This is a genomic window from Pedobacter sp. NEAU-ZC8 (genome assembly GCF_059278965.1).
Window position 1 is genome coordinate 98,043 of sequence record NZ_JCAJXC010000013.1, and the last position, 13,371, is coordinate 111,413.

Sequence of the window (13,371 nt, forward strand, 5' to 3'; positions counted from 1 at the left end):
GACATGAAGCATAGAATATTGATTTTCTTACTGGCCTGTAGCGTGATGCTGGCTTGCAAAAAGGATGAAAAGTTCCTTTATGATGTGGAGATTGACAACATTTACCTGGACTACCAAGACGAAGAACAACTCACGTATAGTTTTGCCTATACTCCAGGTCTCCCCAAGGATACCATATGGGTTCCGGTGAAGATTTCGGGTAAACGCGTAAGTCGCGAGCGCAAGTTCCAGATCCAGGCTACCGACACTGGTACCACAGCTAAGCCTGATGTACACTACGAGGCGCTGAAGCCATTTTACATCATGCCCTCAGATTCAGGAATGGTAAAGGTGCCAATTGTTTTGCTAAATGCACCCGGGCTGGAGTCGCAATCTGTAAAGCTGACTTTTCAGGTAGTTGGAGGTGAGGATTTTGACAACAAGCTGCCGAAGAAGACCAGAACGAAAAGCCTGCTTTTCTCAAATCGCCTGGAAATGCCATCATGGTGGATGTTATGGGTGGGTGAACTTGGGGCCTATAGCCGGGTGAAACATCAGCTATTTTTGATTTCGTCAGGTACCAGGGACCTGTTACCACAATCGGAATTTATGGAGATACCGAGAAGTCTGTTCTATATCTCGAACACACGTTCTTTACTGAAGTTTCCATTTAGCTGGGTGGATACACACCCGGAGCTAGGTTACGTGTTGACTGCAAGGACGGATGGTTCAGGTGATTACGACCTGTACCAAAAGGATGCACCAGCCACCAAGTTCCACCTCAAATACTTTAGTGCCGCTGATACCTATATTTTCCTTGATGAAAATGGGAACCAGATCACGATGTAAATTTTAACTCTAGATCCATGAAACAAAGACAAATATATATTGCCCTATTACTGTTCCTGGGCATCTTAGGCTGTAAGAAGGACCTCGGCAACTATGATTATAATCCGCCATCTGAACCGATATTGGAGGATTTCCGCGATGCCACTTTCGACGCCAACCTCGGTGATACGCTAATCATTGAACCGAATGTGGTTATCGAAGGTGCTGATCCTTTGAAGGATCTAACTTACGACTGGAAGATCTATGTTTCAGAAGCGGCTCGATCAGACGATTATCAAGGCTACCCATTGAAGCTGGTTTATAATCTGGCGCCACGACTGCGCGACGCCAAACTGACGATAACGGACAATCGCAATGGCATGAAGTATACCTTCCCCTTTAAAATTTTGGGGACTACGCCTTTTTCAACTGGCCAGACCATTCTCAGTGTGGAAAATGGTGTGACGAAACTATCCTTTGTAAAGGCTGATGGTACAGTTCTGAGTGATATTTACCGAAACCTGCACGGCGTCGACCTGCCTGAAAATCCCGTGCAGCTATTCGCTAAGCCTATTGTTTATCAAGGCGGTACCGTTGAAGATTATTGGGTGGTATGTCAAGACCATGCTACGGGAGGGGTAATCCTGGATGGTTCTTCCATGTTGAAGAAAAAGGACTTCAGGGCGCAGTTCCTCATTACACCACCTAGTGTAGTGCCCGCAGTGTTTGATGGCTCCGCAGGCTATCCTGTAGGACTGATTAATGGAAAGCTCTACCAAAGTATAACCACTACAGCGCCATTCGCACCTGATTTCGGGAAGTTCGCCAATGAGGAAGCAGGAGATTATGACTTGGCTCCATTTTTCACTTTTGCGCAGGGCAGGTATTATTTCGGCTTTGACAGGAAGTCAAAAGCCTTTGTATCCTTCAATTCATCAGGAGGGTTTACCGGTACGACCTATAAGGTAAATGGTACCGGGCTTCCTTTCGACCCTAAGAAGCTGGACATGGACAATTTGATCTTCATGCGTGCTGTTTCGGGTAACTCCTATGCTTATTTCCGGAGCCCAGCTGGCGAGACCTATGAGTATGGGTTTAACCTCGCCATGGATGATTATAACAACCGGGCGATAACACCGCTGCACAAAAAGGTGTTTAAAGGATCCGCTTTGGTGAAGGCCGACACCAAGTGGGTTAAATCACCTGTCGATATTTTTTATTTTTCTTCTGATGACAAGATCTATCGATATAACCCAATCAACGAGGATATCCGCCAGCTTACCGCTGATCTTGGCGGAAGGAAAGTGACGATGCTGCAGCTTAGCGACGATGGCAACGAGCTACGGGTTGGGGTACCTGGAGCGCTGCTCCGGCTTGACGTCCGCGTTGGAGAGACCGGCAAAATTCTAAACACCATTTCAGGCATCCCGGGAGACCCGCTTGATCTGGTGGTTAAAGACTATTAATACAAAACCTAATTAGAACTTATTACAAGAAAACATGAAGAAATTCCTTATTCTACCTGCATTATTCGCCAGCTTTCTAGCTGTTGCACAAAACAAACCGTTCACCATGGCTGGTAAGCTAGGTGCATTAAACAAGCCAGCGATGGTTTACCTGGATTACATGGACAATGGCGAAGGGCATGCCGACTCGGCCTTATTGGTGGATGGTAAATTTAAGTTTACCGGGCAAATTAAAAGTAATGCTTATGCGCGCATGGCCCTGGACCATACCGGGGAAGGTAAAAACAAAGCGGTTTACACTGGAGATGTAATCTATTTCTATTTCGGTCCGGAAAACATCACGGTGAATTCCAAAGATTCTTTGGCTACTGCAGTATTTACGGGTTCAAAAATTTATGATGAGCATATGGCCTATAATAAAACCATAGGTGGTTCTATTATGGAGCTCACCAAGGCGGTAAACGCTAAGTTTTCAAGCGGGAGTCCGGAAGATCAAAAAGACCCAGGCTTCATGAAAGCTGTTAATGACTGGTACCGGGCCAAGCTTGATAACAAGAACGAGCAGCAACTTCTTTTTGCAGAAAAGAACCCCAATTCATTTTTTGCCTTGGTTGCCTTGTCTGAAACGCAGAAAGACAAAGCGAATGAAGGCCGGATTGCGGCTGCCTTTAAAAAGCTGAACCCGCAGTTAAGGTCGCTAGATATGGGTGTTGAACTGGCTCAACGTATTGATGCCTCAACGATGACCGCAATTGGCGCAACCGCACCAGTGTTTTCGCAAAAGGATGTTAACGGAAAGTCTATTTCACTGGCTGACTTAAAAGGTAAAGTTGTGCTGGTAGAGTTCTGGGCAAGCTGGTGTGGCCCATGTCGCGCAGAGAACCCGAACCTGGTTAAACTTTACAATCAGTACAAGGACAAAGGGTTTGAAATTTTAGCAGTTTCCTTAGATAGCGATAAAACGGCATGGGAGAAAGCCATCAAGGCGGATGGTTTGCCATGGTTACATGTATCCGACCTTAAAGGCTGGAACAATGCTGTTGGACGACTATATGGCGTAAGAGCAGTTCCTGCAAGTGTGCTGGTTGATAAAGATGGGAAAGTGATTGGCAACGAGCTGCGTGGTGAAAGCTTGAAGGCTAAACTTGCAGCGTTGTACAACTAAGCGCATGAGGCAGCTTATATTTTTGCTGATGTTAGTTTGCTGTACTGCTTCGGGTACTGCCGTCGCTCAGCAGGCTAACGCAAGAGACTTGCAGGAAACCATACATCGCGCGATAAAACGCGCTTATCCGGCAAGCGTCCGTATCTGGGCTTTTGACACCGTTCGCAATGTACGTACAGGGCCACAATTTACCGGTGTTGTCGCTACACCAGAAGGACACATCTTAACTGCAGCGCATGTAAATACTCCCGGAACGACCTACAAGGTCATGTTTCCGGATGGCCGATCGACGGTTGCGGTGGGCAGGGGGGAGATTGAGTTGGAATCAAGGCCGTTTATGCCTGATGTTGCCATGCTGAAGATCGTTAATGAGGGTGTTTGGCCGTTTGCTCCAATGGGGCATTCGGCTAAACTTACCAAAGGTATGCTGAGCATAAGTATTGCATATCCCGAGTCACTGGATCAACCACTACCGATGATCCGTGTAGGCGAGATATACGACGTACATAATGAGTATGGCTTTCTGCAATCGACCTGTCTGATGGAGCCCGGTGATTCCGGAGGCCCCTTGTTTGATGGCTTTGGGAATGTCATCGGTATTCACAGTGCTGTGGACGTGTCAGAAAAGGAAAACTTTGAAGTGCCTGTTGATTTATACCGGACGTACTGGACAGCCTTACAGCAAGCGAACACCTATGGTGATTATCCGAAGCAAAAAGACAGTGTTGGAATCGAGACGGTTTCCGGCAGCTTGAAGATCTTTCCTGAACTGGATGAGCCAGATCAATTGATCAGGGTAAAAAAGGAGATCATGAGCAGTGCTGTCTTGATTAGTAGCACGGTGTCTGGTGCCCCGAAACAGATCATGGGTGCTTTAATTGAGACTAAAGGAATGAAGGGCCTTGCAAAGCAACCGGGTACAAGCCTGGTGATTAGCAAGTCTTCGTATGTAGGCGATCATCCCACGGTATCGCTTGCAGGTAAAACGCTGAGGGCTAAAGTGCTTACAAGAGATAAGCTGAATGATTTAGTTCTGATTGCTATAGAGAAGCAACTAAAGGGAGGAATTGAACTGGCAAAGGTTGATACTGCATCTATTGGCTTAGCTGACTTAGGACGGTTCTTGGCTTCGCCACTGGCTGCGGGGAAATATCGTATAAGTGTGCTGGGGACGGGGACATTTAGTTTACCCAAGCAGGAGAGTGTAGGTTATCTGGGTGCGCAAGTCGCCTACTTCGGGCCGCTTGAGATTACTGAAGCAGCTGCAATTGCTGGGACTGCTACTTTTGAGAAAGGTGATGAATTGCTGGCTTTGAATGGTGAGCAGGTGGCTAGCCGGGCGGATTTCCTACGCGTATCAAAAAAGTATTGGCCAGGAGACAGTGTTAGTGTAGAGCTAAAGCGTGCCGGACATACCCTTGTTCATGATGTTGTACTGGGCTGGAAACCGGAAACCGTGGGGAGTCACCAATCTGAAAGATTTGAAGGAGGAAAAAGCAGGCGGCGGGATGGCTTTAACGCCGTGTTTGCGCATGATGCAAGATTGAAGCCGGAAGAATGTGGCGCTGCGGTGTTCGACCTTGATGGGCGCTTTTACGGTTTAAACATCGGCCGCTACAGTCGCGTGAGCAACCTCGTAATTCCTGCATCCGAGGTTTTGCATTTTGTTGAACAAGCGTTGGCCCCTTAGCAGGCCGGGCACATTAAACAGGTATAAGATTACTTCTTTTACCCATGTTATCTGTTGATCCTGCAGCAAGATGGTGTTTTTTGAGGTCTTTTCTTTATTTTGGCCTTTTTAAGCTTTATACCTCAACTATGTTCAACCGAAGGAAATTTATCAAAGCCTCTGCACTTTCTGCAGGAGCACTTGCTTTAAATCAGAACGCTGTCGCCACGGGCTTACCCGGCGCAATGTTATCAGCACCCGCCAAGCCGATCATCATATCGACCTGGGATTTCGGAGTTGCTGCAAACAAGGCTGGTTGGGCAATTTTATCCAAAGGGGGCAGGGCGCTGGATGCCGTTGAGCAAGCCGGATGGGTGCCTGAGGCTGATGTAAAGAACCAGACCGTAGGTTATGGTGGCTTACCTGACAGGGATGGTAATGTCACCCTTGATGCCTGCATCATGGATGAACAAGGCAACTGTGGAGCTGTACTTGCATTGGAGCATATCAAACATCCAATTTCTGTTGCAAGGAAGGTAATGGAGAAAACGCCGCATGTTATGCTTGCGGGTGCCGGCGCACTTCAATTTGCATTGGAAAATGGCTTTGCCAAAGAAAACCTGCTTACGCCTGAAAGTGAAAAAGCATGGAAAGAATGGCTTAAGACCGCAGAATATGCCCCTGTAATGAATATTGAGAACAAGCAATATGACAAGGCGAGCCCCCAGAAATTGCCGGGTAATCAATATAACCATGACACCATTGGCATACTTGCCCTTGATGCCAAAGGAAATATTTCTGGCGGTTGTACGACCAGCGGCATGGCCTATAAGCTGCATGGCCGTATCGGCGACAGCCCCATCATTGGGGCAGGATTGTATGTGGACAATGAGGTTGGTGGTGCTACCTCGACGGGAGTTGGAGAAGAAGTTGTACGGAATGTAGGTTCTTTCCTTGTGGTGGAATTGATGCGTCAGGGTTATTCGCCGGAAGCTGCCTGTAAAGAGGCGGTGATGCGTATCATCAAGAAAAAGCCCGAAACTGCCAAGAACATTCAGGTAGGGTTTTTAGCTATCAATAAAAAGGGTGAGTATGGTGCATACGCTATTCAAAAAGGTTTTTCTTTTGCGGTGTGCGATGAAAAAAAACAGGATTTAATTATTCCAGGTAAAAGTTATTATTAGAATGGTACAATTGGAAGTATGTGCTAACGGCCTAAATTCTGCGCTGGTGGCACAGGAGGGGGGTGCCTATCGGGTAGAATTATGTGATAATCTGCTTGAAGGTGGAACCACGCCTTCCTACGGGCAAATAGCCCTAGCCAGAAAGTTGCTAAACATCAAGTTATATCCCATCATACGGCCGCGTGGGGGCGACTTCGTCTATTCAGATTTGGAGTTTGAAGTGATGAAAGCCGATGTTGTAAATTGTAAAGCTCTTGGCTGTGATGGTGTTGTTTTTGGAATACTTTTGGTCAATGGTGCTGTAGATGTGGAGCGGTGTAAGCTACTGCTTGAACTTGCCCATCCACTTCCCGCCACATTTCATCGTGCGTTTGACGACACTTCTGATCTGTTTCAGGCTATGGAAGCGCTAATTTCACTCGGATTTGAACGGATATTAACCTCTGGTGCTGAGGCCACTGCACTTGCCGGCGCCCATGTACTTAGAAGACTGATTGACGCAGCAGGAGATCGGATTGAAGTGATGCCAGGTGCTGGTGTAACGCCCGACAATGTAGCCTCGCTGGTCGAATTAACCGGAGCCCGTGCTGTACATGGCTCATTTTCCCTAGATGTACCTTATCGTTTAACAGCGTTGGAGAAGGTTACAGCGGTGGTAACTACGTTATCAGCCTTCTAATAATAAGATTGGCGGGCTTTTTGGTAGGGTTTTTAGCTTATCTAATTTGGCCATTTAATGGGAAAATCACACCGGCACTCGTTTCTATATCGGAACGGGCTGTCACTAGTATTTCTGTTTATCTTTCTTCTTACACTGGTTGCACAGGCATATACGGGTTGGAAGACACACAACGAGGAGCTTTCAGACCTGCATGCGCCAGCGATCGGCTTTGCGACTTATCTACGCAGCGCACATTTCATCTCAGCCACCTTTGAGAATTTTGAGAGTGAATTCTTGCAAATGGCTTTATACGTATTATTAACAGTAAAGCTCAGACAACTTGGTTCGGCTGAGTCTAAATCCCTTGATGATCAAGAGGAAGTGGATAGAATTCCCCAACCTTCAGCAGCTGCGCCATGGCCAGTGCGTAAAGGCGGATGGATTTTGAAGGTGTATAGCAATTCCTTGTCAATAGCTTTTATGTTGCTATTTTTTTTCAGCTGGGGCTTACATCTTTTTGGGAGTTTCAAAGCTCATAACATTGAACAGGCGTTGCAAGATAAACCGGCGGATTCTCTCCTGGTTTTTATTAGCGGACCAAGTTTTTGGTTCGAAACTTTTCAGAACTGGCAAAGTGAATTCTTGTCAGTATTGGCGATTGTTTTTCTGACTATTTACTTACGACAATACGGTTCTCCGGAATCTAAACCAGTCGATGCTTCTCATTTAGAGACCGGTAAATAATACCGGACTGATGAAGATAATGCGGATTCATTTATTACTTTTACAAGCTAACACGTACTTGAACAATATGCAGGACTCTATTGATATTGAACATAAAGATAACCAATTCCAGTCCTTACTCGAAGCATCACCATTGGCAGTATATACTAGTGATATGCATGGTCATTTGACCTTCTTTAATCAGGCTGCTGTGGAAATTTGGGGTATAACCCCGGTACTTGGTGAGGATTTGTGGGCCGGTAATTGGAAAATGTACTATCCAGACGGGCAACCGATGGAGCTCAGGGATTCTCCGATGGCTAAAGCACTGCAATACATGGCCCGCTTTGAAAATGAGGAAATTGTTATTCAGCGACCAGACAACACTTTCAAAAGGTTGCTGGCTTACTCCATACCCGTATATACTGCAGCTAAGGCCTTCTCCGGCACCTACAACACCTTCGTGGATATCACCGCAAAAACCTCTTATGAAACAAAGCAGTCTGTTTTATCGGCGATCGTCGAATCCTCAGATGATGCAATAATCAGCAAGGATCTCAACGGCATCATCTCAAGTTGGAATCAGGGAGCGGAACGGATTTTTGGGTATACCGAAAAAGAGGTCATTGGCAGACCAGTTTCAATACTCATTCCAAAGCCGCGTTTGCAGGAGGAGGATAATATTCTGGGGCAAATTCGGCAGGGAAACAAGGTTAAGCATTTCGAGACCATTCGGGTTTCTAAAACAGGGCGCCTTATCCCAATATCCTTAACGGTATCACCAGTAAAGGATATGTCTGGAAAGATCATCGGCGCTTCGAAAATTGCGCGGGACATTACAGAACAGGTGGAGGCACAAGCTGCCATCAAGCGCAATGCCCAAAACTTAGAACTACTGAATTCCATTGGGAAGGCAATCCTTGAAAAGCTTAGTGTGAATGAAGTATTGCAGCAAGTTACCGATGTGACGACCAGAATCACCGGTGCTGCCTTCGGTGCCTTTTTTTACAATACGCTTGATGAAGAGGGTGAAGCTGTTATGTTATTTACCCTGTCTGGAGCACCTAGGAATGCTTTTGAATCACTTGAAATACAGCAGCTAACCGACTTGTTTAATCCCTCCTTTGGAGGAAACAAGGTGATAATAATTGATGATGTAACAAAGGAAAGCCAGTATGGGAAGAACCTGCCATTGCTTGAGATGTCGGTAGGGCACCTGAATGCAAGAAGCTATCTGGCAGTACCGGTGGTTGCCGCCAATGGAGAAATCATTGGAGGTTTGATTTTTGGCCATCCACAAGCAGAACGGTTTAAAGCAGAACACGTGGACCTTGTTGAAAGCATAGCCTCGCAGGCGGCGGTTGCTTTAGATAACTCCAGGCTCTTTGAAGAACTGAAAACGATGAGCGACAAAAAAGATGAGTTCATTGCGCTTGCAAGTCATGAGCTAAAAACTCCTTTAACAACCATTAAGGGTTATTTACAGCTGCTCGCAAGGAAGGAGCAGGATCGTGTAAACGCCTTGTTTATAGATAAGACGCTGGATCAGGTGGGCAAGTTGAATGCCCTTGTGGCCGACCTGCTCGATGTGTCAAAGATTGAAGCAGGTAAATTGCAGTTTAATCTTGAAGTATTTGATCTTCGCCTGGTGCTGAAAGATGTCATGGAAACTTTCCCTTACACCTATAAAACGCACAAGATTATCTTCCACGACATGCCAGAACCAGTTTTTGTTCATGCTGATAAGCAGAGAATTGAACAGGTGATCAATAACTTGCTAACTAACGCGATTAAATACTCTCCAGGTGCCGACCTGGTAGAGGTTTCTGTAAGTAAAGATGCTGACCTGGTTACTGTAAAGGTGAAGGATTTTGGGATCGGATTAAAAGAGGAGCATAAACATAAAATCTTTACGCGCTTTTATCGTGCTGACGGGGTTGTTAATGTTTCCGGATTGGGAATTGGTCTTCACCTTACTAAAGAGATTATCGACAGGCACAACGGGCAAATTGGTGTTGAAAGTGAGTTTGGCGTTGGTTCTGAGTTTTATTTCTCCCTGCCTGCTTATAAAAAATGAGGATCGCGATATGGAAAATAAGAAAGATCTAAAGCTTGCCGTGCTAATTGATGCAGATAATGTTCCGTATGCGAACGTGAAAGAGATGTTTGAAGAGATTGCAAAGTATGGAACGCCTACTTTCAAACGAATTTATGCGGACTGGACCAAACCAACCGTGTCGGGATGGAAGAATGTATTGCTTGAAAATGCCATAACACCTATTCAACAATACAGCTACTCAACAGGGAAGAACGCTTCAGACAGTGCATTGATCATTGATGCGATGGATATACTTTACACCGGGAAAGTGGATGGTTTTTGTATAGTATCCAGTGATAGTGATTTTACCCGCCTTGCAACCCGCCTTAGAGAAGCAGGCATGAAGGTAATCGGTATCGGCGAAAAGAAGACATTAACCCCATTTATTACTGCTTGTGATAAATTTATCTATATCGAAATATTGAAGCCGAAGACGGATAGCGGAGCCAGTCCTAAAAGAAAGTTGTCTAAAGCGAAGCAGCAACTTCCTGAAGCGGAGTCCGACTCGAAGCCGCTTAATGAGGTAGATGCAAAACTAATCAAGCTGATCAAAGACAGTATTAGTGATCTGGCGGACGAGAATGGCTGGGCATTTTTAGGTGATCTCGGTAATCTGCTGCTGAAGAAAAAGCCAGATTTTGATGCGCGTAATTATGGATTTCCAAAGATGCTTCCCTTAATTAAAAGCATTAACAAGTTTGAAGTTGATGAACGTGATACCGGAAAACCAAATATTAAACATATTTACATCAAAAGTAGAGCAGCTATACGTAAGAATCGGTAGATCTATTTCTTTCTATAAAAATATACAGGAACAAAAAAGGCTTTTCAGTAAATGAAAAGCCTTTTTTGTTCCTAATACATAATTTAACCTCTAAAATGTTTAACTAATATATGTATAAATGATAAGTTGTTCAAATAAATTCGTTGAAAATTAAAAATAAATAATAAAATATCTAATTAGGTAGTGTCATTTCTGTGAGATTGGTTTAATTGTTGTACCGTATTGTCAATTAAGTTGATATTAGATATAAAACATTAGAATTATAGGTGATAATCAAAGCTTTTTTTGCTATAGTGCTGAATATATCATTTTATTTTTTAGCGTTAGCTGCTATTAAGATGAGGATTTTCTTTTTAAAGAGATTTTTTGCTGCGATAAGATACAATCTAATTAGTCAATCCTTGGTTATCCCACTTACATGCATTAAGCTACAGTGTTGGGCTGATTGGCAGCTGGAAGGCTAAAGTAGAATGTTGTGCCTGAAGCAGGCGTGCTATCGAGCCAGATTTTACCATCGCTTTTTTCGATAAACTCTTTACATAAGATAAGTCCCAGGCCGCTGCCTTTTTCATTTTCCGTGCCGGTAGTGCTAAAGGAGCTCTCAAGTTTAAAAAGCCTCTCCATAAACTCCGGAGATATTCCGGTTCCAAAATCCTGAACAGAAAATAGTATATCACTTCCTTTTGGAACTGCTTTAAGAATAACCTTGCTATTCGTGTGGCTGAATTTAATCGCATTGGTAGTAAGGTTTCTCAGCACCGTATTCAGCATCTGTTTATCAGAATGCACCTTTCCAGCGGTGTCCTCAGCCAATTCCAGGGTGATACCTTTGAGATCAGCAATCGTAGATAGTAGCTCAATGTCCTCTGTTAGGAGTTGACGTACATCTAGAAGTTCAGGCTTGGGCACAAGTGCCCCCGTTTGCAACCTGGACCAGCTAAGCAAGTTCTCCAATAAGGAATATGCATTTTGTGCTGCCTTACGGATGGTAAGTGCCATCTGTTCAAGTTTAGCAGGACTAAATTTCAGAGTGTTCTTTGCAATCAAGTCGCTGAAGGCTAAGATAGAAGTAAAAGGGGTTTTAAGGTCATGGGCAATAATGGAGAAGAACTTATCTTTTGTTGCGTTTAGGTCTTGTAAGGCTTTTTCAGTGATCTTCAACTGGGTAATATCATAACTAATGATCAGGTAGCTAAATCCATCACGTCCAGAAGTATACTCGGGAATAACTTTAAGCGCATAATGTTTGCTTGCATCAAAACTGTAGTCTAACTCCTGTTCCTGTTTACTAAGCCTGGCTTCCGCGAGCAGGTTTGTGATGCAGCTTGCGAAGCTAGCGGGAAGACCCAATTGTGAAACATCTTTGCCGGAAAAGAAGTCGGGCCGCGCGCCGATAAGCAGTTGGACGGCCTTATTTGCATAAATACAAGTACCAGCGTCGTCAAACCTGAAAATCAGCACGGGCAGGTTTTCGGAGAGCGTGCGATAGTTCTTTTCGCTATCACTTAGATTTTTGAATATAAGTGTGGTAGGCTGGATAAACCCTTTCTCTACTACAGCCTTGTAGGTGAAGAAGAAGGTTATAAGCTTAGCACAATGCCCCACAGCATTTGAGGCACTGTAATTGGAAACGTATAGGGTGAAGCAAAACTCGCTGAGCACAGCAAAGCTAACCGATAAAATTAGCGACTGAAATATTGAAGGCTCAAAGTTTTTCCTGAATTTCAATAACAAGCCGGCCCCGATGAGTAACATCAATATGATGGCATACTCAGCATAAATCTTAAATGGAGTTTGTCCAACGCCTTCAATAAAACAAATTGGAAAAATTTTCCATACCAAAATTGACAGGATAATCAGTGTAGTAATTATCCCGTAACTCAGAAAGACAAGGTCAGCATTCAGCCGCCGCTTTTGCAGCATAAAGCGGAATCCAACCACGAGTGCGGTTGCTTCTAAAAAGCGTGTAGCAACCCAGAACTGATTAGAATAATAAATTGGATTTGGAATGATGTTCATGCCATTGAAAGTAATGGTATGCAGTAGATCCAGTGCTCCAATAAACAAGTAGGTGATGCCTTGGAAATACAGATAGTTGCTGTCGAGCATCTTTCTGGAGTTCCAGGTAACCGTGAAAACTGCAAAAGCAACAATAATGGAAAAGAGCTCCACCAAGGTGTGGAATAAAAGATAATTGTAGGTAATGCTGATCCAGAAAATAACAGTCAGCAAGGTGATGGCGAATACTGTTCTATAGTAAATTCTAAACCATCGATGGAGCGTGTTTAACAACTTATGGATGTTTTTTTATTAAAGATGTAAAAGCTAGGTCTCGCACACTATCAGATATATAATCTTTCAAAGATACATTTTGTGGGCGTACGGATTTTCCCAATGTGATATGTTGCTTTCCATACGATGAGTGTTATATGCTGCACAATACTGTCTACAAGTTATATGCCTGATTCCGTCACTTTAATTATAGTACTTATCCGTATAAAAAGAGGTGTTTTTACCTTTCACATATTTTCCCACTTTACTTACGTTAGTGTAAAATTTTGACATGTACAGATTAATCTATTTTAACCACTCAACCGGCTACAAACACGTTGACTACAAAAGTGAAGTGGAGTTTTCTGCGGCGGAAAAGCAGGCTTCACTCCAGCATGCGATTGTTGTCTGCGTAGTAGATTATCGGAATAAAGCGATTCTGAATAAGTGTCCCGATTTTACCACACACCGGGAACACATTGATCATATCATCTTCGATCCCAAGGTTATGGGTTTGTATTACTAATCTGTAAACGCCTTGCT

11 protein-coding genes are annotated in these 13,371 nt (G+C 44.2%); 10 read left to right on the forward strand and 1 reads right to left on the reverse strand.

Features of this window, described 5'->3' with window-relative positions; all coding sequences use genetic code 11:
• The first annotated feature begins 3 nt into the window (after positions 1-3).
• The 9 genes from AC5WJX_RS11855 to AC5WJX_RS11895 all read left to right on the forward strand — a co-directional run bounded on the left by AC5WJX_RS11855 (position 4) and on the right by AC5WJX_RS11895 (position 10,557).
• Positions 4-828 carry a DUF4843 domain-containing protein gene (locus AC5WJX_RS11855; RefSeq protein WP_440429671.1) on the forward strand — a complete coding sequence of 275 codons (825 nt, stop codon included), beginning with the start codon at positions 4-6 and terminating at the stop codon, positions 826-828.
• 17 nt (positions 829-845) lie between these two features.
• Positions 846-2,273, forward strand: a complete 1,428-nt coding sequence (locus tag AC5WJX_RS11860) for a PKD-like family lipoprotein (RefSeq protein WP_494484688.1) — start codon at positions 846-848, stop codon at positions 2,271-2,273.
• A gap of 34 nt (positions 2,274-2,307) precedes the next feature.
• Positions 2,308-3,438 carry a redoxin family protein gene (locus AC5WJX_RS11865; RefSeq protein ID WP_494484689.1) on the forward strand — a complete coding sequence of 377 codons (1,131 nt, stop codon included), beginning with the start codon at positions 2,308-2,310 and terminating at the stop codon, positions 3,436-3,438.
• A gap of 28 nt (positions 3,439-3,466) precedes the next feature.
• On the forward strand, positions 3,467-5,128 hold the full coding sequence (locus AC5WJX_RS11870; RefSeq protein WP_494484690.1) for a trypsin-like peptidase domain-containing protein: 1,662 nt from the start codon (positions 3,467-3,469) through the stop codon (positions 5,126-5,128).
• A gap of 128 nt (positions 5,129-5,256) precedes the next feature.
• The gene (locus AC5WJX_RS11875) at positions 5,257-6,291 is read left to right on the forward strand and encodes a glycosylasparaginase (RefSeq protein WP_494484691.1); all 1,035 of its coding nucleotides are present in this window, start codon (positions 5,257-5,259) and stop codon (positions 6,289-6,291) included.
• Between the two features lies 1 nt (position 6,292).
• The gene (locus AC5WJX_RS11880) at positions 6,293-6,970 is read left to right on the forward strand and encodes a copper homeostasis protein CutC (RefSeq protein ID WP_494484692.1); all 678 of its coding nucleotides are present in this window, start codon (positions 6,293-6,295) and stop codon (positions 6,968-6,970) included.
• A 57-nt stretch (positions 6,971-7,027) separates the two neighbouring features.
• Positions 7,028-7,696, forward strand: a complete 669-nt coding sequence (locus AC5WJX_RS11885; protein WP_494484693.1) for a DUF6766 family protein — start codon at positions 7,028-7,030, stop codon at positions 7,694-7,696.
• A 67-nt stretch (positions 7,697-7,763) separates the two neighbouring features.
• On the forward strand, positions 7,764-9,752 hold the full coding sequence (locus AC5WJX_RS11890) for a PAS domain-containing sensor histidine kinase (protein ID WP_494484694.1): 1,989 nt from the start codon (positions 7,764-7,766) through the stop codon (positions 9,750-9,752).
• A gap of 10 nt (positions 9,753-9,762) precedes the next feature.
• Positions 9,763-10,557: an NYN domain-containing protein gene (locus tag AC5WJX_RS11895; protein ID WP_494484695.1), complete on the forward strand. Its 795-nt coding sequence runs from the start codon at positions 9,763-9,765 to the stop codon at positions 10,555-10,557.
• Between the two features lie 423 nt (positions 10,558-10,980).
• Here the strand turns inward: AC5WJX_RS11895 and AC5WJX_RS11900 are convergent, their stop codons facing one another.
• Positions 10,981-12,849, reverse strand: a complete 1,869-nt coding sequence (locus AC5WJX_RS11900) for a sensor histidine kinase (protein ID WP_494484696.1) — start codon at positions 12,847-12,849, stop codon at positions 10,981-10,983.
• A gap of 271 nt (positions 12,850-13,120) precedes the next feature.
• Between AC5WJX_RS11900 and AC5WJX_RS11905 the strand changes: the two genes are divergently transcribed.
• Positions 13,121-13,354 (forward strand): hypothetical protein, encoded by a 234-nt coding sequence (locus AC5WJX_RS11905; protein ID WP_494484697.1) that lies wholly within the window; start codon positions 13,121-13,123, stop codon positions 13,352-13,354.
• Positions 13,355-13,371 lie beyond the last annotated feature (17 nt).

What these genes read in the sequence shown, in the direction of transcription:
- AC5WJX_RS11855 (WP_440429671.1), top strand. Translation starts at nt 4, where the DNA reads ATGAAGCATAGAATATTGATTTTCTTACTGGCCTGTAGCGTGATGCTG.
- AC5WJX_RS11860 (WP_494484688.1), top strand. Translation starts at nt 846, where the DNA reads ATGAAACAAAGACAAATATATATTGCCCTATTACTGTTCCTGGGCATC.
- AC5WJX_RS11865 (WP_494484689.1), top strand. Translation starts at nt 2,308, where the DNA reads ATGAAGAAATTCCTTATTCTACCTGCATTATTCGCCAGCTTTCTAGCT.
- AC5WJX_RS11870 (WP_494484690.1), top strand. Translation starts at nt 3,467, where the DNA reads ATGTTAGTTTGCTGTACTGCTTCGGGTACTGCCGTCGCTCAGCAGGCT.
- AC5WJX_RS11875 (WP_494484691.1), top strand. Translation starts at nt 5,257, where the DNA reads ATGTTCAACCGAAGGAAATTTATCAAAGCCTCTGCACTTTCTGCAGGA.
- AC5WJX_RS11880 (WP_494484692.1), top strand. Translation starts at nt 6,293, where the DNA reads ATGGTACAATTGGAAGTATGTGCTAACGGCCTAAATTCTGCGCTGGTG.
- AC5WJX_RS11885 (WP_494484693.1), top strand. Translation starts at nt 7,028, where the DNA reads ATGGGAAAATCACACCGGCACTCGTTTCTATATCGGAACGGGCTGTCA.
- AC5WJX_RS11890 (WP_494484694.1), top strand. Translation starts at nt 7,764, where the DNA reads ATGCAGGACTCTATTGATATTGAACATAAAGATAACCAATTCCAGTCC.
- AC5WJX_RS11895 (WP_494484695.1), top strand. Translation starts at nt 9,763, where the DNA reads ATGGAAAATAAGAAAGATCTAAAGCTTGCCGTGCTAATTGATGCAGAT.
- AC5WJX_RS11905 (WP_494484697.1), top strand. Translation starts at nt 13,121, where the DNA reads ATGTACAGATTAATCTATTTTAACCACTCAACCGGCTACAAACACGTT.